23 protein-coding genes and 1 tRNA gene are annotated in these 24,653 nt (G+C 28.6%); 10 read left to right on the forward strand and 14 right to left on the reverse strand.

Annotated elements, in window-relative coordinates:
* Window positions 1–2: 2 nt before the first annotated feature.
* The 5 genes from JV122_RS01065 to JV122_RS01085 all read right to left on the reverse strand — a co-directional run bounded on the left by JV122_RS01065 (window position 3) and on the right by JV122_RS01085 (window position 5,307).
* Window positions 3–701 (reverse strand): RDD family protein, encoded by a 699-nt coding sequence (locus JV122_RS01065; protein ID WP_205842649.1) that lies wholly within the window; start codon window positions 699–701, stop codon window positions 3–5.
* Window positions 674–1,666, reverse strand: coding sequence for a glycosyltransferase (locus tag JV122_RS01070; protein ID WP_205842651.1), 993 nt, complete (start codon window positions 1,664–1,666; stop codon window positions 674–676). Before JV122_RS01070 ends, JV122_RS01065 begins: the two co-directional genes overlap by 28 nt.
* A gap of 10 nt (window positions 1,667–1,676) precedes the next feature.
* Entirely contained in the window at window positions 1,677–3,023 is a 1,347-nt protein-coding gene (asnS, locus tag JV122_RS01075; protein WP_205842653.1) for an asparagine--tRNA ligase, read from the reverse strand.
* Window positions 3,024–3,109: 86 nt separating this feature from the next.
* Entirely contained in the window at window positions 3,110–4,651 is a 1,542-nt protein-coding gene (locus tag JV122_RS04895; protein ID WP_205842655.1) for an MATE family efflux transporter, read from the reverse strand.
* A gap of 2 nt (window positions 4,652–4,653) precedes the next feature.
* Entirely contained in the window at window positions 4,654–5,307 is a 654-nt protein-coding gene (locus tag JV122_RS01085) for a deoxynucleoside kinase (protein WP_205842657.1), read from the reverse strand.
* A 196-nt stretch (window positions 5,308–5,503) separates the two neighbouring features.
* Between JV122_RS01085 and JV122_RS01090 the strand changes: the two genes are divergently transcribed.
* The 7 genes from JV122_RS01090 to JV122_RS01120 all read left to right on the forward strand — a co-directional run bounded on the left by JV122_RS01090 (window position 5,504) and on the right by JV122_RS01120 (window position 12,932).
* Window positions 5,504–6,592, forward strand: coding sequence for a YitT family protein (locus JV122_RS01090; RefSeq protein WP_205842659.1), 1,089 nt, complete (start codon window positions 5,504–5,506; stop codon window positions 6,590–6,592).
* Window positions 6,593–6,681: 89 nt separating this feature from the next.
* Window positions 6,682–7,584: a nucleotidyltransferase gene (locus tag JV122_RS01095; protein WP_205842661.1), complete on the forward strand. Its 903-nt coding sequence runs from the start codon at window positions 6,682–6,684 to the stop codon at window positions 7,582–7,584.
* The gene (locus tag JV122_RS01100; protein ID WP_205842663.1) at window positions 7,584–7,946 is read left to right on the forward strand and encodes a PTS glucose transporter subunit IIB; all 363 of its coding nucleotides are present in this window, start codon (window positions 7,584–7,586) and stop codon (window positions 7,944–7,946) included. The genes JV122_RS01095 and JV122_RS01100 overlap by 1 nt, the downstream gene beginning before the upstream one ends.
* A gap of 9 nt (window positions 7,947–7,955) precedes the next feature.
* Window positions 7,956–11,087, forward strand: coding sequence for an AAA domain-containing protein (locus JV122_RS04900; RefSeq protein WP_205842665.1), 3,132 nt, complete (start codon window positions 7,956–7,958; stop codon window positions 11,085–11,087).
* On the forward strand, window positions 11,074–12,162 hold the full coding sequence (locus tag JV122_RS01110) for a class I SAM-dependent RNA methyltransferase (RefSeq protein ID WP_205842666.1): 1,089 nt from the start codon (window positions 11,074–11,076) through the stop codon (window positions 12,160–12,162). Before JV122_RS04900 ends, JV122_RS01110 begins: the two co-directional genes overlap by 14 nt.
* A 75-nt stretch (window positions 12,163–12,237) precedes the next feature.
* Complete coding sequence (locus JV122_RS01115) at window positions 12,238–12,531, forward strand: YneF family protein (protein ID WP_205842668.1); 294 nt, start codon at window positions 12,238–12,240, stop codon at window positions 12,529–12,531.
* Window positions 12,532–12,841: 310 nt separating this feature from the next.
* Window positions 12,842–12,932 (forward strand) — tRNA-Ser (locus tag JV122_RS01120).
* A gap of 56 nt (window positions 12,933–12,988) precedes the next feature.
* Here JV122_RS01120 and rpsO read toward each other — a convergent pair.
* The 9 genes from rpsO to JV122_RS01165 form a co-directional block, all read right to left on the reverse strand.
* Window positions 12,989–13,255 (reverse strand): 30S ribosomal protein S15, encoded by a 267-nt coding sequence (gene rpsO / locus JV122_RS01125; RefSeq protein WP_205842670.1) that lies wholly within the window; start codon window positions 13,253–13,255, stop codon window positions 12,989–12,991.
* Window positions 13,256–13,345: 90 nt separating this feature from the next.
* Window positions 13,346–14,074 carry a triose-phosphate isomerase gene (gene tpiA / locus JV122_RS01130; RefSeq protein WP_205842672.1) on the reverse strand — a complete coding sequence of 243 codons (729 nt, stop codon included), beginning with the start codon at window positions 14,072–14,074 and terminating at the stop codon, window positions 13,346–13,348.
* A 173-nt stretch (window positions 14,075–14,247) separates the two neighbouring features.
* Window positions 14,248–15,066 carry a hypothetical protein gene (locus JV122_RS01135; RefSeq protein ID WP_205842674.1) on the reverse strand — a complete coding sequence of 273 codons (819 nt, stop codon included), beginning with the start codon at window positions 15,064–15,066 and terminating at the stop codon, window positions 14,248–14,250.
* 118 nt (window positions 15,067–15,184) lie between these two features.
* Window positions 15,185–17,059 (reverse strand): DUF2779 domain-containing protein, encoded by a 1,875-nt coding sequence (locus JV122_RS04905; RefSeq protein ID WP_205842676.1) that lies wholly within the window; start codon window positions 17,057–17,059, stop codon window positions 15,185–15,187.
* A gap of 5 nt (window positions 17,060–17,064) precedes the next feature.
* Window positions 17,065–17,904, reverse strand: a complete 840-nt coding sequence (locus tag JV122_RS01145) for an MAGa7180 family putative nuclease (protein ID WP_205842677.1) — start codon at window positions 17,902–17,904, stop codon at window positions 17,065–17,067.
* Window positions 17,905–17,995: 91 nt separating this feature from the next.
* The gene (gene yihA / locus JV122_RS01150) at window positions 17,996–18,556 is read right to left on the reverse strand and encodes a ribosome biogenesis GTP-binding protein YihA/YsxC (protein ID WP_205842679.1); all 561 of its coding nucleotides are present in this window, start codon (window positions 18,554–18,556) and stop codon (window positions 17,996–17,998) included.
* Between the two features lies 1 nt (window position 18,557).
* Complete coding sequence (gene coaD, locus JV122_RS01155) at window positions 18,558–18,980, reverse strand: pantetheine-phosphate adenylyltransferase (protein ID WP_205842681.1); 423 nt, start codon at window positions 18,978–18,980, stop codon at window positions 18,558–18,560.
* Window positions 18,973–20,178, reverse strand: coding sequence for an acetate/propionate family kinase (locus tag JV122_RS01160; RefSeq protein ID WP_205842683.1), 1,206 nt, complete (start codon window positions 20,176–20,178; stop codon window positions 18,973–18,975). The genes coaD and JV122_RS01160 overlap by 8 nt, the downstream gene beginning before the upstream one ends.
* A 1-nt stretch (window position 20,179) precedes the next feature.
* A complete protein-coding gene (locus JV122_RS01165) occupies window positions 20,180–21,148 on the reverse strand; it encodes a phosphate acetyltransferase (protein ID WP_205842685.1) in 969 nt (322 codons plus the stop codon).
* 218 nt (window positions 21,149–21,366) lie between these two features.
* Here JV122_RS01165 and JV122_RS04385 point away from each other — a divergent pair, with 218 nt between their 5' ends.
* Genes JV122_RS04385 through JV122_RS01175 form a run of 3 tightly spaced genes read left to right on the forward strand, consistent with a single transcriptional unit; the run spans window position 21,367 to window position 24,652 of the window.
* On the forward strand, window positions 21,367–21,729 hold the full coding sequence (locus JV122_RS04385; protein WP_240463385.1) for a type III restriction endonuclease subunit M: 363 nt from the start codon (window positions 21,367–21,369) through the stop codon (window positions 21,727–21,729).
* 5 nt (window positions 21,730–21,734) lie between these two features.
* A complete protein-coding gene (locus tag JV122_RS04390) occupies window positions 21,735–22,997 on the forward strand; it encodes a site-specific DNA-methyltransferase (protein ID WP_308699320.1) in 1,263 nt (420 codons plus the stop codon).
* Window positions 22,998–23,020: 23 nt separating this feature from the next.
* Complete coding sequence (locus JV122_RS01175; protein WP_205842686.1) at window positions 23,021–24,652, forward strand: site-specific DNA-methyltransferase; 1,632 nt, start codon at window positions 23,021–23,023, stop codon at window positions 24,650–24,652.
* Window position 24,653: the final 1 nt, after the last annotated feature.

Below are 24,653 nucleotides of genomic sequence, written 5' to 3' on the forward strand. Positions count from 1 at the left end.
TTCTATTTTCAAATAACTTCTTCTCAATTTGCGTCTTCTGGTTCAAATATAACTTTTTGTTTAATATCAATTGTTTTATTTAAATAGATTGTTCTTGTTTTGGAATATATGTCCATAAAAGACATTTTTCTTTTGCTAATTAATATTGAAAGCATTGATAAAAACATAGCAATAAAAATTAAATAAGAAAATCAAACAGGGAAAGTGATTAAAAAGATTTCTAAATTAGAAAAGCCTTTTAGTTTTGCTACACTAATTTTTCCAACATTTGGATTTGAAAGTCATTTATGAGCCAAATCTGGGTTTATTACAATCGGAAATAAAGTTAGTAAAATGATTCAAATAACGCTAAAAGGAATTTCTTTTTTTACTAAAAAGACTATTTTATCCTTTGTTTTGTTAATTGGTTCACTAAAAGTAACTCCTAATTTACAAATCTTTCTTCCTAATGTTTGAGTTTTAGAATCAAACAAAGGAGCTATGATTTGCAATCCTGCTAATAAAAATATTTCTAAAATAAATCAAAGAAAGTAACTTATATAAAATGTTTCTTTGCTTGTTGATCAATGAAATAATAAAAACGAAATTACAAAAGAAAAAAACAAAAATATAAGAATATCAACAAAACCAGCTAACAGTCTAATCCAAAAAGTAGCTAGTTTTGAAGCTTTAATTATATTTTTTTGTGTAGAGTTATTCATTTTGATGGTGAAAAGCTTTGGATTATTAATTTACTTTCTTCGCAATTTTGAAGAATGTATCTGTTAATTGTTGTTCATAAATTGAATTCCGCTTTTCTTATTTCTTTGAGTTTGTCATAGTATTTTAAAACAAGTGGAGAAAATTTTTCTTCGTGTTTTAAAATTCTTTGTAGTAAAGAAACTTTTGTAAGACCTAAAATTGCAGGGAAGAAAACTTCAAGTTGATAAAGTTTTGCATACTGGATTTCTGCTTTAAAATTTGGGAAATTTTCTGTTGTAAATTGATCAATTTCACTTCAATCTCTTAAGATTTGCATTGGGTTTGAGATTGGAATATTGTTATTTCATTCGTTAATTATAACTTCATCAATATAAACAAAAGTGTCAAAGGAAATAATTGTTTTGTAAAGTAAATCAATTAAAAATTTGTTGTTTGCATCACGATAATTTCTTGCTTGAGCGATTTCTTTAAATTTTTCTGTTTTAAAGAATTTATTAAAAATTAAAGGGAATGTGTATGCAACAACCTCTTTGTTTTCTTGAATTTTAAAAATTTTAGAGTCTTCTAAACGTTTGTGTGGTTCAAGTTTGAAAAATCCCTTGAATTGCGGTCTAAATTCAATGATGTCTGTTTTGAATTTTTTTGCTGTTTCTAAAAACTTAGCAACAAAGAAATCTTTTAGGTTTGTTTCAGGGAAGACTACAATAAAATAGTCTCCTTCGGCAATTTTAAGCATTGTTTCAATGTTGTTTACAACACCTTGTCTTTTAGTTGTAAAAATAACTTTTAATTTGTCTTTAAAAATTTCTTTATAGTTCTCAATTAATTTTAATTCTTCGTTTGTAGGTTTTGTTAAATTTAAAATAATTTCAAAATCCTGTTTTTTCTGCGCTATACAGGAATCAAGCACTGATTTTAATTCATTTTTTTGTTTATATGAAGGAATAACAATAGATAATTTCATAAAATCTCCTTTACATTTTTAGGTTATTTGATGTTCTTGGGAACGGAATTACGTCTCTGATGTTATCAATTGCTGTAACATACATTACAAGTCTCTCAAAACCAAGACCAAATCCAGATGAACCAGAGTCTCCAAAACGTCTTAAGTCCATGTATCACTGTAAATCATCTTCTGGAATTGAAAGTTCTCTAATTCTTTGTTGTAATTTTTCGTATCTAACTTCTCTTTGTGAACCACCGATTAGCTCTCCGATTCCTGGAACTAATAAATCAAAGGCAGCAACTGTTTCTCCATCTTCATTTTGGTGCATGTAGAACGCTTTGAAGCTTTTTGGATAGTTAATTACAGCAACAGGTCCTTTGAATAATTCTTCTGCAAGATATTTTTCGTGTTCTGTTCCTAAATCAAGTCCAAATTCAATGTTCTGTTCTTCAAATCTTGTTTTAACTTTTTGTAATTCTTTGATTGCGTCTCTGTAATCAATAAACTGTAATTCTTTTGCAATAAACTGCTTTAATCTTTCTCTTACATCAATTCCTAGATATTCATCAAGAAAATCAAATTCAAGTGAGTTTGTTTCAATTGTTGCAGAAATAACAGATTTTAGCATCTTATCTGCAAGTTGCATAATGTCTTTAAGTTCATAAAAAGCAACTTCAGGTTCAACCATTCAAAACTCAGCAGCATGCTTTTTGGTGTGAGAGTTTTCAGCTCTAAAAGTAGGAGCAAAAGTGTAAACCTTATTCATTCCAATTGCATAAGATTCAGCATGTAGCTGTCCTGTAACTCCTAATGTAGCCTTTTTACCAAAAAACATTCCTTCTGATTCATCATCAACAACAAAAGCTTCACCAGCTCCCTCTCCATCGTTTGATGTGATTATTGGAGCAGAAACATAAAGGAAATTATTTTGTGAAAAGAATTTGTGAATTTCAAGCGCTAAAGTAGAACGGATTAGCATAATTGACTTAAATAGTCTTGTTCTGTGTCTTAGGTGTGGAATTTCTCTAAGTGCCTCTAGTGAGATTTCTTTCTTTTGAATAGGAAAATCTTCGTCTGTGTTTTTTAGCAACACAAACTTTGTAGCTTGCAGTTCAATTGGTTGTTTTGAGTCAGGAGTATATTTTAGAATTCCTTCAATTTTGATTGAAGCTCCGTCTCTTGCTTTATCAACTTCTTCAAGGTTGACATTTTCTTTTTTCAGAACCACCTGTAGGTTAGCAACTGTAGATCCATCGTTAATTGTAACGAACTTGATGTTCATGTTTCCTCTTGAACCAGTCAGTCAACCTAAAACTTTAATTTCTTGACCATCAAATTTTTGAGCATTTAAAATAATTTCTTTTATTGTTTTCATTTTTTCTCCTTTAATTTACTATTTAAATTTTACCACTTTAGAGCAATAGAATGAAAAGAAAAATAAAAAAACTGCCAAGCAGTCTTTTAGTGTTGTGTGATGTTTTTTGTTCAATGAATTTTTTGGTACATGATTTCAAAAGCAATCATCTTGACAAAGTCTGAAATAAAGAATATAAAATAGAAAAATCCCATTGGATATCTGAAAGTTTCGATATGTCCCGGAACCATTAAATAAACTATTAAAGCAAGTCAAGCCATTTGTAATACACTGATTAAAAATTGAATGATTGCTGTTAAGTTTGTTTTTCCACCCGAATCAATAATTCTAATACTTGTTGCAAAGTAGATTCACATTGGATTGAAAACAGCAATTGAAATACAGGTTAGTTGAATTTCTTTTAAATAGTAGGATTTTGCCATTTCTACCTGTGTTTTTATTTGCTCCGGACTTAATTTTCCAGCATCTTTAAGCTTCTGTTCTACTCCGTGTTCTAATCCACCTGCTAAAAAGGACATCAGTGGTATAAAAATAATAATTATTGCAAACATTGAAGATAAACACATTGCTAAAACAGCATGAAATCCCTTTAGTTCCTTTGCGTTCTTTTTAGCTTCTTCAAATTCGTTATTTCCTAATTTAGCCCCTACAAACAGAGCAATATTTGCTCCAATAACTCCAAAAGCGGATGTAAAAATGTTTGTTAAAGAAGCTGTTATACCTAAAATATCTCCAGACCCAAGTCCTCAAATATTTTTGTATTCACCTTCTCCTAAAGAACCTATTTTAAAAGCACTAGCCCATAAAAAAGTTCTTACAGAAACAAATAAAAAGCTTGTTGAACTTAAAATAAAACTTGGAATTCTTTTGAAAAAGTGATTTCAAATTTCTTTTGAAACTTTAAATAACAAGTGCACCTTAAAGAAATATCTTCTTGCTTTAAATCAAATAAAAATAAAAGACATTATTAAGGTTGCAATCCCTGAAGCAATTGTTGCTCAAGCTGATCCAACAACTCCATAATGAGGAATTAATGTAAGGTTTAAAACAATATTAGCGCCTAAAGCAGCTAGAGAGATGTAAAAAGAAATTGAACCATTTCCTGTTTCTCTTAATAAAGATACAGAAGTAAAGGTAATTCCTGTAAGAATTCAAGAAAATGACACAATTTTAATGTAGTCAGTTGCTTGATTTAAAATGTTTAAATATTGTTCTTGGTCTCCTTTTGAGTCTTTTTTGGCCACAGAAGAAATAAAGAACTCTGGGCTGATTCAAATAATTGCAAAGAACGCAAGAACAAACGCAAGACAAATAATATATCTTGCCCTTATTACTTCTATGTCTTTGTCTTTTTTGTTGCTAGAGCCTCGATACTGGCCAAAAATTGCAGTTCCTATAATGTTTATACTAATTATTATTCCTGTAATAATTCCTGTATAGCTGTTTGCAAAACTTAAAGCAGCAACTCCTCCTGAAATATTAGTAACCATAAAGTTATCAATAAAACCATTAAAAGAAACTAAAATCCCTGAAAAAACAATAGGAACAGCAATTTTAAAATATAATTGTCATCTTTGTTTTGTTGAAGGAAAATGCGATAAAAAAGATAAAAATGCTCTTTTAAACATTTTTATCTTTCTTGGTATTTTTCAATAATTTTAATAACTTTTTCTTCAACTTCTTGTTCTGAAAGATTGTTTGTATCAACGATTTCATAACTTAAATTATAATCCTTACACAATTTTTCAAAAATAGTTTTGTAATTTTTGTGTAAGATTTCAAAATAATCCTTGTTAATTTCTCAGTTATCAACCTCAACAGCTCTTTCTCTTTTGAAAAATCTTTCTTTAAATGTTTCAAAAGTAACATCAAGAAAAATAGCAAGCTCTGGTAATTCTTCTTTTGTAATTAATTCTTTAAAAGCAGCATCATATGCTCTCATGTATTTTTCATCTTTTTGGGCAAGATTTATTTTGGCAAAAATATAGTGTTCTAAAGAGAATCTATCTAAAAAGAAATGTCCTTTTTGTGTGTTGTTTTTATTTTTTTCATTAAAATCTTTTAACATTTTTGAAAAAATTGAAGAGTGTGACTCAATAATATAAGTTTGAAAACCAATTGTTAAGTTCTCCTTTTTTTCATAAAATCATTTTAAAAATGTATTGAATACTTCGTCGCTTTCGCTAAATTCTAATAAAAGCTCTGAATTAGGAAATTTTTGTACTAAACTTTTTGTTAGTGTACTTTTTCCACTGCTAATCATTCCACTTATTCCAATAATCATAATGTCTCCTTTTTTGTTTTTTTGTAAGTTATAAAATAATAATAAAAAAGTTAAAAAATGGAAATAAAAAAATTACAATTTTCAAAAAATCGAAAAAAATCTCTTTATAGATTAATTTTTGAAAATAAGTTTTATTTTTAATAAAGAATTTTGGAATTTATTATAAAATTTTATTTATTTATTTTAAGGAACTAAAATGAAACACGACAAAGACAAACACAATCAACCTCCAAAGACCAAAAAGAACAGATTTCATGCAATTTCTAAAGAAATTATCAATTTAGAACACCAAACTACCCCACAAACCTTTTTACAAGTAATAAAAAGAAAACCTTTTTCAATTTTTATGATGCTTATTTCATCAATGATGTTTTCTTTTGGAATCACAATTATTCTTTCACAATCCAAAACAATTCCTTCAGGACTAACAGCGATTCCAACACTTATTACTTACATTGTGCCTCAAACTCAACCTTATTTTGCACTTTTATATTTAGCATTCAACTTGCCTTTATTAATTATTTTTTGAAAGCATCTCAAAAAGTCATTTATCTTACTAACAGTTATTTGAATGCTTTTCCAAAACTTATGACAATTAGTGTTTAACATTACAGAAATACACAAGTTTTTAGTGTATCACGTTTCAATTACACCACAAAACTGAAATGTAGAAAATGCACTAAAAGATAACTCAATTGTTTTTCCTTTTATTTACTACACAGTAATTGGAGCGATTTTAATTGGAGTTTCAATTGGTTTAGCTTGAAAATTCGGTGGATCTACAGGTGGAACAGACATTATTTCTTATTACTACTCAACCAAAAAGAAAAAATCAATTGGTAAATTTATGTTTATTATTTCTTTAATAATTGCATTCAGTTCCCTTTTAATTTTTGGTATTTTAGGTCACTTCGATATCGGTGGAAAAATTTATAGAGTTTTAGGAATCCAAGTTGTTTCAACAATGATCTATATCTTCTTAACTTCAATTGTTGTAAACTGAATTTTCCCAAAATACAAAAAAGTTTCAATTTCTTTTTACACAGCAGAACCTGAAAAAATCGTTGCTCACTTAAAAAATATGAGATACTGACACTCATACAATATTTGAGAAGGAACTTCAGGATACACAGGAAAATCTACATATAAAGTTAAAACGGTTTGTTTATATTTAGAAGCAAAACCTCTAATTGAGCAACTCAAACAAATCGACCCTACAATTTGAGTATCAATCAAGCCTGTTTTAGAAACAAGTGGATTATTCGATACTTCAAAAATTGAATAGTTTAAAATCTTAGTTTTGACTAAGATTTTTCTTTTCAAAAAATACAAAATTTTTTCTATTTTTTGGCTAAATTAATATAAAATTTGAATATGGCAATAGCAGTAATAGCAGAATACAATCCCTTTCACAATGGACACAAATATCAACTAGAATACATTAAAAAACATTTTCCAAATGATAAAGTCTATATTATTTTATCTGGAAAATATGTCCAAAGGGGCGAGCTTGCTGTTGCTTCTTTTGAACAAAGAAAACAAATGGCACTACAACATGGGGCAGATGAAGTAATTGAGCTACCTTTTGAATATGCAACACAGGCAGCTCATATTTTTGCTAAAGGGGCAATTGACATCATCGCAAAACACAATATTGATAAACTTCTTTTTGGAAGCGAATCAGATGATGTTGAGTCTTTAGTAAAAATCGCTGAAACAATCTACTACAACGAAGAAATCTACAACAAACTACTCAAAGGCTTTTTAAAACAGGGTTTTTCCTTTCCAAACGCTTCAGCAAAAGCACTTGGAGAACTTACAGGAGCTGAAATTACAATGCCTAACGACATTTTAGGTTTAGAGTACATAAAAGCAATCGTCTTTAATAACTACAACATTAAACCTTACACAATTAAAAGAACTGTGGGTTTCCATTCTGAGCAAACAAATGAAAATTTCGCTTCAGCTTCTTTAATTAGAAAAATGATTTTTGCTGGTGAAGATGTTTCAAAATATACACCAATGAAGTTTGAGACGCTTCCCGATCGAATTGAAAATTATTACAAAGATTTTCAAGAAATTGTTAGAAATACACCAGCTGAAGAATTAGCAAAAAACCCTATGATTTCTGAAGGGATGGAAAATCTTTTTAAAAAAAATATAGATATTGAAACATATGAAGAATTTGTTAATAAAACTAATTCAAAAAGGTATACATCCAGCAGAATCAAAAGAGTAATGTTGTGAGTGCTATTACAAAAACACAAGGAGAAATAATGAAAACAAAAGATAAATTTTTAGTTGGTTTTTTAAGTGTTATTACACTTGGTTTGATTTGAATCTACTGAAAAAAAGCCGCAAAGCCAACTCAACACAATCAACTATCACAAAGCACAAAAATCCCTTTTAATCTTAATGAATTAATTTCTTTATTAGGCAATAAAGAAAACATCACAAAAGTTGAAAACAGCCATAAAAAAATCAAAATTTATCTAAACAACACAAAGAATTTAGAACTGCAAAAAATACAGTCTCTAAAGGGAATTTCAGGCGTTTTAGCATCTTCTAACTACATAAATTTAATTGTTGGAAACAACGCTGAATACTTAAAACAACAAATAGAAAATATAATTAAATAAAGGAAAAATATGTATAGTAATGAATATGAAATAGCAAAGAAAAACAAAGATAAATACAAGAGTGTTCTTGATAATTTATTTGATTTAGGTCCTAATGACACTTCGTTTTTTGTAACAATCAATGAACACGATTTCATCGATTTAACAAAGCTTTTAGATGAAAAACACTTAGAAAAAGTTTATACAAATGCTTCTTTTAGAATTCCATTAGATGAATACAATCTTAAAAAATTTACAAAAAGCTTACACAAAGCAACTTCAATTGATGGAATTTTAGAATTAGCTCAAATTCACGAGCAAAACATTTCTGCAGAAGATCTTAAAAGATTTGAAAAAGACTTTGATAAAAATCTTTCTTTATTTATTGAAAGAAATGAAGAAAGAATTCAAAAATCAAATCTAAAATGAAAGAAATTTTTAGCTAAAGCAAAAGCTATTAACAACGAAAGAAATATCTGGCCTATGCAAATAGGTGCTGTTTTTGTGTCTGTTGAATTAGAAAACAGAAAGGTGTTTGCTCCTTTATTTTTAAAAGAAGTAAATATTGATATTGAAAACTCAAGACCAATTTTATTCTCCAATGGAGAACTTAAATTAAACGAAAAACTTGTTTGATTACTCGAAAAAGGTGGCTTTTTAGTTGATGTTAACCAAGATGTCTCAAACTTTAGTTTAGAAGAACTAGAACAAACAATTTCAAAAGACTGAACAAACTACAAAATCCCTTCTTTAAAAGGATTGAGTCAAAAAATTAGTCTTAAAGACGAAAATTGAAACAAAAACTTACAATTCCATCCAGGAATTGTTCTTGGTCTTTTCAACTCTTTTAGTAGCTACCAAAGAAAAGTTATGGAACACATCATTGACAACGATGAAGTAGATACCATTTTGGATGTAGAGTTTGATAAAAATCGTTATAAAAAGAGAATTCACAAAACAATTTTCGAAGATACTTTTAACTTTATTAAACTAAATAAAACAAACTACTCACAAGACAAAGCAACAGTGTCTGCTTTAAGTCACAACACAGTTATTTGAGGTCCTCCAGGAACAGGAAAATCTCAAACCATCTCCAACATCATTGCAAACATTCTCTTTTTCAACAAAAAAGCTTTAGTTGTTTCACAAAAGAAAGCTGCTTTAGATGTTCTAAAGAGCAGAATGAATGAGCTATCACCGTTTTGTTTATTTATTCTTAATGATAAAAACATGAATAAAAAAACATTCTTTGATCCTATTGAAAACTTAATTAACACACTTGAAAATTTTGAATCAAATGCTAAATTTGAAACACTAAAAATCATTTATGATGATGAGAAAAAATACATTGATTCCTTTAAACAAATTAAAGGACTTGAAGACTATGAAAACTTACTGGAAACTTACTCATTTTTAAAAAGAGAAGTTCCGGAACTTGCTTTTGATACAGTTGAAACACTCTTTCAATTAAGCAAAAATATTGATCTTAACAACACAGAAGCTCCTAAAAATCTTAAAAAACTTAAAATTGCTATTTTAGAAGCTAAACAAGGTAAAAAAGCAAATATTTTCCAAAAATTCTTTGATAAAAGTGCTGATTTAGACGCTGAAATAATTTACAAAGATCTTCTAAACTACAAAGGAAACATTAAAGAACTTACAGATAAAATCGAAAACATCAAACCTGAAAACCTAAAGGATATTGATGCCTTTTATAACTATGTTTTTGATAACAAAAAACAAGAACTAAATGATGGTCAAGAAATTGCTGATTTCATTTACCTTCGTCTTTACAAAAAAATCCTTAAGTTTTCAGAAGAGCAAAGACGTTTATACAACCAATTTGTTTTCCAAGCAAGAAAGAAAACCAAAAACCCTTATAAATTTGTTCTAGAAAACGCAGAGATTATAAAGATTCTTTTCCCAATCATTATTTCTTCTGTAGACACAGAATTAAGTAAGTGATCAAAGAATGAATTTGACTATGTAATCTTAGATGAATCATCACAAATTTTTATCGAAAAAGCCTTTCCTATCCTGTATTTAGGAAAAATTAAGATCCTTGCAGGAGATGACAAACAGATGCAACCAAGCAGCTGATTTGCTACAAGAAACGTTGATGAAGAAACTGAATTAGGAGACGTTAAATCTGTATTAAGTTATGCAAACTATAAAGGGGTTTATTCTGTTCTTTTAGACAAAAACTACCGTTCTCAATTTGCTTCTTTAATGACCTTTTCTTCAAAACACTTCTACGATTCTAAGCTTGAAGTTATTGATAAATACAATCCAAATGAGTTTGAACCAATTGAAGTATTTCAGGTTGATGGAGTTTGAGAAGAAAAAATCAACAAAGTAGAAGCGGACTTTGCAATCCAAAAAACAAAAGAAAACCTTGATAAATTTGAAAAAATTATTCTTCTTACACTCAACAGTACTCAAAGAGATGAAATTGAAAATATGATTTTCTCTTCTCATCCAGATCTTGAAGAAGCAATCTATAATGAAAAACTACTTCTTAAAAACATTGAAAACATTCAAGGTGATGAAGCTGATCTTTTAATTATTTCGATTGCTTATGACAAAAACGCAGCTCTACACTCAACTTACATCGCAAGACCTGGAGGTCAAAACGCACTAAACGTTGCAATTTCAAGAGCTAAACAAAAAATGATTATTATAAAATCAATTAAAGCGGAAGAAATAGATGTTTTAGGTGCAAGAGAAGATATGGTGATGCTTAAAAACTGACTTCAATTTTTAGAATTATCAAAAGAAGAAAGAACAAACTACATCAATATCGATTCTCAAATCAGAAAAAGAAAAAACTCAAGTAATTTAATTTCAGAAATTGCACAAGTGATTAGAGAAAGCGACTTTATTAAACAATATAATTTATCAATTATTGAAAACTATTCTATAGGAACTAAAAATATTGACATTGCAATTTTAGATCAATATAACAATCTTTTATCAGGATTTTTAGTTGATGATTTTAATAAATACAACTCTTATGAAGACTTTATTGAATACAAAGATCAAAATAACTTCTTATTCTCTAAAGGTTATAATTTAAAACAAATCAACAAACTACAATGATCTATTAATAAAGAAAAAATTGTTGAGAATCTGAAAGAAGAACTAAACAATGCCCTCAACTAAAATTGTTTATTACAATCAAAAAGGAGAAGGTGTTGGAATATATAATCAAAAACCTGTTTATTTACCTTTTAGTATTTTAGGAGAAGAAGTTGAGTTTGAAGTAATTCAGCAAAAAGAAAAATACTATATTGGTAAGGTTTCTAAACTAATTAAAGCCTCAAAAAACAGAAATTATAATCTACCAGAAGGTGTTGAATACATCGGCGGTTATGAACTTATGCACATGAATAAAGAGGCAGAAAAAGAATATAAAATCTACAACATTAAAAACCTTTTTAAAGGGAAAATCCCTGTAGAACAGCTTGAAAATATAGAATATTTCGCAGGACAAAAAGAACTAAGATACAGAAACAAAATCACTTTGTTTGATGGCGGTCTTAAAAAGAAAAACACAAATGAAATCTATTATTTAGATGACTTTCTTTTAAGTGAAATAAAGCCAAAAACAGATAAAAAAGGAAAAATTATTTTAAGACAGTTAGATAGTCTAATTGTTGGTAAAAAGAGCGATAATCTCTTTACAACAGATACTTTAGGTGATTTTAAATTTAAGGTTGGAATCGGTTCTTTTTATCAAGTTAACAAAGAAGTTACTTTAGAAGCTTATAACACGATAATTAGCTTTATCGAGCAAGGTGATAATGTTTTAGATCTTTATTCAGGAATTGGAACTATTAGTGCTTTTGCTTCTAAAAAAGCAAAAGCCGTAATTGGTGTTGAAGTTAATAAATCTTCATTTAAAAATGCTCTTGAAAACAAAGAAATTAATAAATTAGATAATGTCGAGTTTGTTAATGCTTCTGTTGAAAAGTTTTTATCACAATACAAAAACACACAAAACACAACACTGATTGTTGATCCCGATCGAACAGGTCTCAAAAAAGAAGTTGTTGATAAAATAGCTAATTTAGACTTTAAAAGAATTATTTATTTATCTTGCAATCCAGCAACTCAAGTCAATGATATAGCTGCTTTATCTAAAAAATATCAAATAAAATTTATGAAAATTTTTAATATGTTTCCTAAAACATATCACATTGAAAACCTAGTTGTTCTTGAAAAAATCAACAACTAATAAGCTCTTTAAGATTTATTATCTTAAGGATTAAAGATTTTATTATATAATTAAATAATAAATTAGGAGGAATTAATGGTATCTTTATTTAATGAAGCAACAACTACTGCTACAGTTTATGTAAACGAAGCTGGAGGAGTTGGTCTTGGTGGATGAATAGGAATTGTAATAGCTGTTGCTATTGTTCTATTCATTGCAGGAGGGTTCGTAGGATTCTTTATAGCAAAAAGAATGTTTGAAAAACAACTAAAAGAAAATCCTCCTATTACAGAAAAAATGATTAAAGCTATGTACGCTCAAATGGGTAGAAAAGCTTCAGAATCACAAGTCAAAGCAGTTATGCGTGCTGTAAAAAACGCAAAAAACTAAAGAATTGTCTCAAAAACAATTCTTTTTTTATTCTTTGGACAAAAAAATGTCAAAATTTCGCGTTTTTTTCATCGATTTTTATTTTTTTTAGCTTTTTTGATCAAAAGTGTATTAAAATTTAATTGTAAATAAATTAAAGGAGGTGCTTAGATGTCAAACTGCAAATGCAACAGCTGCACATGCAACAACTGTTCTTGTTCAACATGTACATGTGGTACAAAATAGTTAGAAACTAGATATAGACTCCCAAAATGGGAGTTTTTGTTTTGTTTTTTTTGGTTTTTTTGTATAATATTTTTATAAATCTTGTGGGGCAATACTCAAGAGGCTGAAGAGGACGCATTGCTAACGCGTTAGGGGCTTAACCGCCCGCGCAGGTTCAAATCCTGTTTGCCCCGCCATTTTTTTTATTCCTTTTTTGAGCAATAAAAAAAACAAGCCGAGGCTTGTTTGTCAACTATTTTCTAATTCCTAATTTTTCAATAGTTGCTTTGTAAGAATCGAAATTGTTTTCTCTTAGGTAAGCTAAAAGTTTTTTACGTTTGTTAACTTTTGCCATAAACCCTCTTTTTGAGTGTTTATCTTTTTTGTTAACTGCAAAGTGGTGTTTTAGAGATTCGATGTCTTCTGTTAAAATAGCAATTTGAACTTCGATCATCCCTGTGTTTTTTTCGTTTCCACCAAATTCGATTGTTAGTTCTCTTTTACGTTCTTTTGTAACCATGTTAAATAGTCTCCTTTATTTTATATTTAAACCCAGCAAAGAATCGAACATTTTCTAGACCGAGAATAAATTTTTTTTAATTATACCACATTATTTGTTTAATGTTAATAGTTTAATAAATGAATCTACTTTTAATGAAGCTCCACCAACTAATGCTCCATCGATATCTTTTTGTGACATTAATTCTTCAATGTTTGCTGGTGATACAGATCCTCCGTATTGAATAACAACATTGCTTGCTGTATTTTGTCTAATGTATGAACAGATATCTTGAGCAATTTCTGCTGTAGCTGTTTTTCCTGTACCAATCGCTCAAACTGGCTCATAAGCAATAACAACTTTAGAAAAGTCTTCTACACCTTTTAGTGAGTGTTTAATTTGGTGTAAAATTACATCTTTTGTTTTTCCACTTTCGTATTCTTCTAAAGTTTCTCCAATACATACAATAGGAGTTAAGTTTTCTTTTAGTGCTTGATGTAATTTTTTGTTTACTACTTCATCTGTTTCAGAGTAGTATTGTCTTCTTTCTGAGTGTCCTAAAACAACATATTCAACACCTAAATCTTTAAGCATTGATGCAGAAATTTCCCCTGTGTAAGCTCCAGAATCAAAATTTGAAAAGTTTTGAGCTACTGATGCAATTCTTGAGTCTTGTAGTAAAAATAAGTTTGTGAATGGTGCAGCAATTCCAAATGAAGTAGTTGCAGCAATTTTATCTTTGTTTGATTTGTATTCAACTTCAAATTGATCTAAAAATTCTTTTGTTTCTTTAGAATTTTTATTCATTTTTCAGTTTCCAACGATGAATAATTTTTTCATGTTTCTCCTTAAGATTTTATTTATTAATATTATATATTCTTTTTTACATTCTTTGTAAATAAACTATAAAAATGTTTGTGTTTGTTAAAAACAAAAGAAAAACAGTTTGAATAAGCAATATTATCTTATTTAAACTGTTTTTTTGTATTTTAATTAGTAGGGGAAATTGCTTTTTATTTAAAATCGTTAGTAGGGGAAATTTCTTTTGATTTAAAATCAGCAAATTCATAATCAAAGAAGTATTGTCCTATATGAATTGCAGGTTCAAATCCTGTAATGAGATAACTGTAAGTGTGTGTATAAACAATATATTTTTTATTTGTTTTTTTATCTATTTTTGTAGTTAGCTTTGTGTGTTTTGGAGAAAGCAAATTATCACTAAATTCTTTAGGTTCTGCATTTTTAGAAACAAATTTGACTCTAAAACTACTTCTTTTTCCTGCGTTTGTTTTATCTGTTTGATCTATAAGAATTGGAATATATTTCGGTTCTTTAATCTCTGTTTTTTTCTCGTTTTCTTCAACTAAATCAGAGACTTCAAAAGTCATGAAATTAACTAAATATTGTTTTTTATCTTTTTCTGTTTTTGTGGAATCTTTTAGTTCACCAAACTGATATCCCACATATTCATTTACATCAATATCATTTTTTATGTTTTCTTTATTATAAGAAATATTTGGAATCATCTCTTCCAAAATCTTAAAGGTGTCAAGGTTATATAAATAAAAATTATAAGCAGAATATCTTTCTTCAATGGGTTTATAGGTTTTGGGATTAAAATGAACCACTCCAAATTCAAAATTTGAAAAGTAATCGGATGTCTCTGTTTCGCTAAAAAAGGACAAATCAGATTTAGATAATTTGTGTTTTAGTTTTGCTGTAGAATCTGGTTTATGACTCTTTTGGCAAGATGTTAAAACAGGCATTGTTGAAACTGAAGATATTGCCATAAATGTTGTAGATAATTTTGTTAAAAGTGACATAAATTTCATTTTTACTCCTTACAAAAAATTGTTTTTTAGATAAACTTAATCTTTTGTATTTCAATTTATTCTCTATATTAAAATTATATACCTTTAAAAAGCGATATTGAAATAAAAACCAAAAAGCTTATTTTTTGCTTTTTGGAGTCGTATATTGATAGTTTTTCATAATATAGTTGATAAAATCTTTTACCATTATCATTGCCATAACATCATTTTCACAGTATTTTTTGAGATTCTTTTTGGTAATTTCTCACTCATTATCACCGATGTCGCCAACAGCTCTTGAAATAGCTTTTGACATGGCAATTAAACCATTTTGAACTTCTAATTCTACATAAGGTGTAATTAAGTGATCGAGTTTAATATTGTTTTTAGTGATGTATTTTTCTATCTTTTTGATACTGTAAAAACCTTTAAGATCTGGAATAAAAATAAAAGGGAGATTTTTGTTTTTTTCTGAGTAACCACTAAAGAATTTAGCTAAGTCAATTGTTTTTTCTTTGATGTGATCAGCATATTTTTGAGCTTCTAAATATTTTGAATAATAAGGTGTGTTTTCTGTTTTTGCTTTGATGATGTTTAGCATTTCTTTAATTCTTGTGAGTTCATAACCTTCATTGAAAACAACAAAGTGATCCGCTTTATTAGAATAAATTCTTTTGATGATTTCAAAAAAAGAATTTTCATCAATTTTTTTAGGATCATAAACAATATTTCCTGAATCAAAACTTTCATCAATAATCTTATTGTTGTGTGTTTCTTTAATTGATAACTGGAAAACAACTTGGTTGTATGGACCAACTCCATCAATCGGAGGATAAGGCAGAGAGTAACCTTCGAAGTCGTATCAAACAATCCGTTTTTTAGGATCGTTTAGATCATTTAGAATCTTTTCCAATTCTTCTGAATGGTGGATTTTAATTTCACCTTTGATTATTTGTTGGCTTAAGAAAACTTCACGTAATAGTTGATATAGAGGAATATTTGGATTATTAACCATATCAATAATGGTTTTTTTAGAAAGAATATTTCCACTAAAACCCGCTAATTCAGGGTGTTTTAGAGCAACTATTTCTGAAAAATTAGGATTTGCAGCAAAATCGCCATTGTCTAAATTACTTATAGGATCTAACGTTGTAATTTCTTTTGCTTCCATAATTGAATCAATTGCATAATTAATTTCTGGAAGTTCTTTTTCAGCTATTTCACGAGAAGAAATGATTGCAAAAATATTATTGTCAATGTGGACATTTTCTATATCTTCATCTAGTTCTGCTGCTGATAATTCTAAACCTTCTTGAGCTAATCTTGTTTTAAAATAAAAGAAATCATTTGGATCTGCTCCTTCTGAAATCAGTTTTTTCTCTTTTGCAGGAGATCATTTTTTTGTTGTTTTTCCTGTGTTGATGTGAAAAATTTCTTTAAAAGCTTGTTGATCTTTTTTAGGAAATTCAACTTTTTCTAAAAGAAATAAAGAGATTTTGTGTATTTTCAGAGTTTGTTTTGCAATTCAGAAACTTCAATATAGTTTTAAAATATCATCTTTTTTAGTTGATGATGAAACCTTTATTTGTGAAATCTTTTCTTCTTGAAGATCTATAAAAGGAATTTTTGCAATTGCTCCTTTATACTCAAAAGCTCCATAAAGGATAATTCTGTATTTTTTGGACTCAATTACCTTTTTAGTTTCTTCAATTGCTTCTTCATTGCTTTTGGCTTTTACAAAATAAATTTGTTCAATACCAAAAGTAGATCTTATTTGATCTTCAAAAATTTCATTTAGTTTATTGAAAGCTGAAGTTGATGAATGGGTTGGTAATTCTTTTGTTTCAATTGAAGAAAAATCTTCATAACCAAAAACTTCTCAATAATTATCAGCAATCTCATCATCTTCTATTTCATCGCTTTGTGCTTTTTCAATTGTGTTTCAGATGAAATAGGGTTGTGAGTTGCAAAATCTTTTAAATTGAGAAAAAGTTATATATTCTTTTTTGTCCATAATTACTATCTATCAATTTTTCCTTCATCTGCTCATTTTTCAAGAAGCATTCTTCACTCATCCATATTTTTACACTCTAAATACTCTAAAAGAGCTGCATCCAGTCTTTCGTTGTATTTTGGAGAAACTCCTGAATCTGTGTATTTATAGTATCAATCTTTGATTTTTACAATATCATCTTTAATTTGTTCTTCGTTTGTTTTGAATTTAAAAGACTTAACAATTCTTTTGCTAATGTCATAATCTTGGGGATTTTCGTAGTCTTCAGGCTCTAAAAAAGTTGCCACAATGATAAAGTGTGGTGAGTTCATTAAATAAGAGTATAGTTGAGCTTGTTTTAAGTAGTTTAATGGAATATCTCCTGATTCTCATTTTTCTAGGTTTTTGATTTGTGTTGTTTTGATTTCGATAATTACATTTTCTTGAGCGATGTAACCATCAGGAATTCCACCAATAACATCATCTTTTCCTCTAAAATAATCATAACCATATTCAACTGGGTTAAATGTTTGTACTTCTCTGTTTCATTTTTTAGAAATTAAATCAATAACTTTAGGTTCGATCGCAACTCCGGCATCAATGTATTTTGTGTCTAAAATTGGCAGATCAAGTTTTGACATTCTACAGAATGCTAAAAACTGCGATTTTCATTGATCAGTTAATAAAACATCACCTAATGATGAACCTCCAATTTTTTTGAATCCAAAATTAGTACCTCTTTGTTTTAGAAGCATTTGGTGGAATTCTGGTTTTAGTCTTACCACTCTTTCGATTTTATCAATTTCATAGTGTTGTGTATTAAAGTATTTTCTATTTAGAAAGTCTTGTATTTTTTTTCTTTGCATATTTTCTCCTTTTTATATATTTTTATTATATTTTAAAATTGCTAAATTCGACCAAAAATTTTTAGGAATTTAAAAAAGAGGATAAGTCCTCTTAGTTATTAAACTCTTCATTAATTATTTGTTGAAGATTTGCAATATTTCTTTTTGTTTGAGATGAAACAATAATGTTTTTGAAATTGTTGTATTGCTCCATTTGTTTTTTGATAGCGTGCTGTTGAGACTGATTTAGTTTGTCCATTTTAGTTCCCACTAAAACTATTTTTCTGTTGACTGAATTTAAAAACTCAATCATTTGTTTATCGATTTCTTGTAGACCTAAACGAGAATCAAATAGCAGAAAAACGGTTTTAAGTTGGAGTCTTTGAGCAAAATATTGCTCAATCATTTCAAACATTTTTTCAGCAGCACTTTTAGACATTTTAGCATAACCATATCCAGGTAGATCAACAACAACTCTGTTTTGATCGTCGCTGAAAAAGTTAATTAATTGTGTTCTTCCTGGTGTGTTTGAAGTTTTGGCAATTTTTGTGTTTGCAAGAGCATTAATTAAAGAGGATTTTCCAACATTAGATCTTCCAATAAAGCAGATTTCAAATCCATTGTGATCATATCAGTTGTCTTTTTTGGAAGAGGATACTATAAATTTTCACATATTACTTACCTAAAATTCTTTTATGCCTTTCTAGTGTTGAACTGATTGTTTTTGTTGATTCATCAGGAAAGAAAATAATTGTTTCTAGCTCACTATTAACAATTTTATTTCCTAACGCAAGTTCAAGTTCATAGTTAAAATCAATGTTGTCTCTTGCTGATCTAATTAAGAAATTTACACCCAGTCTTTTTGCTAAAACACCTGTTAATTCCTTTTGATTGACTAAAATTTCTATGTTTTTTAGCTCTTTAGTCATCTCTTTGACGTTTTGAACTTTTTGTTCAAAATCTTTGTTGTTGTCTTTGTCTGGATTAAAAGTAACAATGATATAAATATAATCAAAAAGCTTTTGAGCTTTTTGTAATATATTCAAATGCCCCGAGTGAAAAGGGTCGAAGCTCCCTGGAAAAATTGCTTTATTCATATAGTTTTAGTGCATCTTGAGCAATTAATAGCTCTTCGTTTGTTCTGATTACATAAACTGGAATATCAGAATTTGCTTTAGAAATTAGAGCAAAATCTTTAATTTCTGAAGGACTTACAGCGTTTTTAGAATCATCTAATTCAACATTTAAATTCATTAAGTTTAGTTTTTTGATTACTAAATCTCTAATAAAGAATGAGTTTTCTCCAATACCTGCTGTAAATACTAAAGCATCAATGTTTTTACCAACTTTGTTGATGTAGTTAACTAAATAATCAACAATTTTTTGTGAATATAGTTCTAGTGTAAATACAACATCTGCATTTCCTTCTTTGTATTTTGAAACTAAATCTCTCATGTCTGAAGACACTCCAGAAACACCTAATAATCCTGATTGTTTGTTTAAAAGGTTTGTAAATTCTTTGATGTTCATGTTTGCAGCTGAAAGTGCATATTCATGGATTGCAGGATCGATGTCACCACTTCTTGTCCCCATCATAACTCCTGCTAAAGGAGTGAATCCCATTGAAGTATCAACTGATTTAGATTCTTTAACAGCACATAATGAAGCACCGTTTCCGATGTGTAAATTAACAAAGTTTACTTTGTCTTTTTTAAGGATATCTTGTAATTTTAAAGTAATGAATTTGTGGCTAATTCCATGCATTCCGTATTTTTTAATTCCGTATTTTTTAGCAAATTCTTTGTTGATTCCATAGTATGAATAAACATCTGGCATTGTTGTATGGAAAGCTGTATCAAAACTTGCTGATAACTTAGCAGCTGGCACAACTTCTTGGAAAGCTTTAATTGCTTGAACAGCTCCTGGATTGTGTAGAGGAGCAAATTTTGAACACTCATCAATTAAATCAATTGCTTTTTGATCTAATTTTGTTGAGTCTTTGAAGTATTCTCCACCGTGAACAACTCTAAATCCGATTAATTCGATTTCTGAAAGATCTGAAATTACATTGTTTTCTTTTCACATTTTAATTGTTTCAACAACTGAATCTTTGTGATTTGATAATTTGATTTCGTTTTTAAAATCTTGATCTCCAAAAGACATTTTTAAAAATGATCCATCAATTCCAATTCTTTCTGCAATTCCGTTTGCTAAAACAGAAAAATCACTTTTGTTGAAAAGAGATCATTTCATTGATGAAGATCCGGCATTAATAACTAATATTTTTTTAGACATCTTAGTTTTCTCCTTCAAAGCTTTGTAGTGCTGTAATTAAAATTGTGTTGTAAACATCTTCTGTTGTTGAACCTCTTGAAAGGTCATTAACTGGAGCTGCAATACCTGTGATGATTGGACCAATAGCTCCAAATCCACCTAATCTTTGTGCAATTTTGTATCCAATATTTCCTGCATCTAGTGTAGGGAATACAAAAACACTTGTTTTTCCTTGGTATGCTTCTTTTTTGTATTTGCTCATTCTGATTTTTTCATCAAATGCAGCATCAAATTGAATTTCTCCGATTGCTTTTGTGTTAACACTTAATTGATTGAATTTTTCTTTAGCTTCTTGTACTAATTTTGATTCTTCGCTAACAGCTGAACCATCTGTAGAGAATGAAAGGAAAGCAACTTTTTGCTCAATTCCTAGGCTTCTTGCGAATTCAGAAGCATTTAATCCAATTTCTGCTAATTGATCTGCATTTGGTTTAATGTTTACAGAAATATCTGAAAAGATGAATTTTTCATCTCCTTTGTGCATAATCATAGCTGAAGAAATAGTTTTAATTCCTTGTTTTGGTCCTATAACTTTAAATCCGGCTCTTAAAATGTCTGCTGTTGTGTAGTTTAGTCCACCAACAACACCATCTACTTCATTATTTTTAAGCATCATCATTGCATAGAATGGTTTTGTTCTCATTGCAGCTTGTGCTGATTCTAATGTTTCTTTTCCTTTTCTGAAATCAAAGAATTTGTGTGCATAAATGTTTTGTTTTTCTTCTGAAACAACTTCTTGAATAACACGTTTATCAATATTTTCATTTATTTTATCAACCACTAAAACAGGTGTAATTAAATCTGTTTTAGCAATCATTTCTGCAGCTTCAATCGCTCTTTTATCATCTCCATCAATTAAAACAATTTTTCTTTTTGATTCTTTTTGATTGTTTAATGAAATGATTTCTTGTAATGTTTTTTGAAATTCCATAATATCCTCTTTCTTATTTCTTAATTAATATATTTAATTATATCACTACTACCATAAGAATAATTAATAGAAATGATTAAAAATTAATAAAATTCCAAAAAACTTCAAAAATTAAGATTTTTCGCAATTTCTTTGTCTTGTAATTAATTTAGTGCTTGATTTGTATTTAAATTTATCTGTAGTAAAATTTAATTACAAAGTTATTATTAAGGAGACAAATGACACTATTAGAAAAATACAAAAGAGATCTACAAGAGATCTCTTCAAAAGAACTAAACCAAGATCAAAAAGATCTTGCAATAAAAATTCTAGAAAAATTCGAAGACAAAGATCTAGAATATGTTTTCCAATTTGTGACTCAAAGAGTTAAAACAGGATTCAGATTTGATGCAGCACCAGAGAGTGATTCTCAAACTGTTGCTCTTTTAGAAAAAGACCAAAAGTTATCTTTTGTTTTAGACAAAGATAAACCAACAGAAAACACACTAATTATTGGTGAAAACTACGATGCACTAAAGAATCTTTTAGTGATCGAGAGAGAGAGAGAGAGAGAGATGCGCTTAATTACAACTACGATGTAATTTACATTGATCCTCCTTATAATACAGAAGCAACCAAAAATGATGGAAATTCTGTTGCAAATGACACAGAAAACATCTCACCAAACAAGTTTATTTACAGAGATAAATATTCCAGAAATGGTTGACTAAACTTGATGAATGAAAGATTGAAACTTGCTAAACAACTGCTCAAGGATGATGGAGTTATTTTTGTTTCAATTGATGATTCAGAGCAGGCATACCTAAAGGTTTTAATGGATGAAATCTTTGGAGAAGAGAATTTTGTTGCATGTGCTCCAAGAAAAACAACAAGTCACATTAGAAAAATATCTGACCGTGAACTGCAAATACTTCACGATTATTTACTAATTTATTCAAAAAACAAAAACGAAACAATTTTCACAAAGGAAATAACAGGTCAAAAAAAATATGATTTTTCTGATGAAAAAGGGAATTTTCTTCTTAAAGAATTTCAAAATTCGGGTGAGGAAGGGAAAAGAAAAAATAGACCTAATTTATACTATCCAATTTACTACAATGAGAGCGAAAAAACATTTTCTCTTGAAAAATCAAATAACTCGCTAGAAATTCTTCCAAACAAAGTTCAGAACGAGGATGGAAGATGATTATGGAGTAAAGAAAAATTTTTGAAAGATAATAATTTATTATTTTTCCATAAACAAAAAATATATAGAAAAGAATATTTTACAAATGATGAATCTTCTCTTAAATTTAATAATTTTAAAACTTGACTTGACAACTTTTTAAACGCAGAAGGGAGCAGACTTAATTCATCGATAAATAAAGAATCTTCTTTTTCATATCCTAAGCCCCTTTCTTTAATTAAATGATTATTGTCTATTATTTCTTCTAAAAATATTCGTGTTCTTGACTTTTTCGCAGGCTCTGGAACTGCAGCTCATGCAGTTTTAGAACTCAATAGAGAAGATGGCGGAAATAGAACTTATACCATTGTTACAAACAACGAAAACAACATTGGAGAAGACGTCACTTTTGAACGTTTATACAGGATTAATGCAGGAAAAGGTACAAAAGGAGAGTCTTTTGATTGACTTAAAAATAACGAACCTTACAACACTAATCTAAATGTTTTCAGAATTAATTACTATGATGTTTCTGTTAATTCAAATGAAATAAATTCGCTGGAATTAACGAATAAATTAATTTCTTTATTAAAAGAATTTGGAATTGAAAACATCGATTCCGTAAACGATTCTAAATATGTTGATCTGCTCTCTAAACTACTGTCTTTAAAACCTCAAAAATAATTTAATTTACACAAAAATAAATTATGACATTATTTGAAAAATACAAAAGAGAGCTTGAAGAAATCTCTTCAAAAGAACTAAACCAAGATCAAAAAGATATTGCAATTAAGATTCTGGAAAAATTCGAAGACAAAGATCTAGAATATGTTTTCCAGTTTGTAATTCAGAGAGTTAAAACAGGATTTAGATTTGATGCAGCACCAGAGAGCGATTCTCAAACTGTTGCTCTTTTAGAAAAAGATGAGAAATTATCTTTTGTTTTAGACAAAGATAAAGCAAGAGAAAACACACTAATTATTGGTGAAAACTACGATGCACTAAAGAATCTTTTAGTAATTGAACGAGAAAGAGAAAAAGATGCACTTAATTACAACTACGATGTAATTTATATTGATCCTCCTTATAATACAGAAGCAACCAAAAATGATGGAAATTCCGTTGCAAATGACACTGAAAATATCTTCGCAAACAAGTTTATTTACAGAGATAAATACTCCAGAAATGGTTGATTAAACTTAATGAACGAAAGATTGAAACTAGCCAAACAACTACTTAAAGAGGACGGAGTTATTTTTGTTTCAATTGATGATTCAGAGCAGGCATACCTAAAGGTTTTAATGGATGAAATCTTTGGTGAAGAGAATTTTATAGAAATGTTTTTATGAAATAAAAATGTTGGAGGATCCTCCTTATCGAAATTCACGAGAAGTGATTTTGAATATGTTATTTGTTATTCATTGAATAAAGAAAAGATAACAAATAAATTTTTCTCAAATTACAGCGATGGTATGGAAGATAGCTCACTAATTAATGCTCCAAATAAATATAAGCAACTAAAATTCCCACCAAATACAATAAATTTTAATTCGATTGAGAACGGATTTATAAATCCTTTTAAGGATGAAGATTTAGAATTGCACAATAGATTAGAAATAGAAAATAATTCAAATAAAAATGAGGTTTTAATTTCTTCAAAATGAAAATGAAGCCAAGACAAATTAAATGAAGAATTAAAAAACAAAACCACTTTAATTTCAAGAACACAAAACCTCAGAATTAGATATATAAAAAATAATAGCGGAACAATAATTTCTCCTACTAAATCAATAACAAAAAATAATAACGTAGGATATACAGTAACGGGTTCAACTGAACTAATTTCGATAGTTAATAATTCTAATTTTAATTTTCCCAAACCTGTATCATTAATAAAATATTTGATTAAAATGATTTTATACAACAACAAAAACTCACGTGTTCTCGACTTCTTCGCAGGTTCTGGCACTACAGGGCATGCGGTTTTAGAACTAAACAAAGAAGACGGCGGAAACAGAACTTATACTATCGTTACAAACAACGAAAATAACATTGGAGAAGATGTAACTTTTGAACGTTTATACAGGATTAATGCAGGAAAAGGCACAAAAGGCGAATCATTTGATTGACTCAAAAAGAACGAACCATACAACACTAATCTAAACGTTTTTAGAATTAAATATTATGATGTTTCTGTTAATTCAAATGAAATAAATTCACTTGAATTAACCAATAAATTAATTTCTTTATTAAAAGAATTTGGAATTGATTTTAGCGATATTAAAAGTGCTGAATTACTTAATAAATTACTAGCACTTAAACCTCAAAGAAAGGATTAAA

This window comes from Mycoplasma procyoni (assembly GCF_017052595.1).
Lineage (GTDB): Bacteria > Bacillota_I > Bacilli_A > Mycoplasmatales > Metamycoplasmataceae > Mesomycoplasma_A > Mesomycoplasma_A procyoni.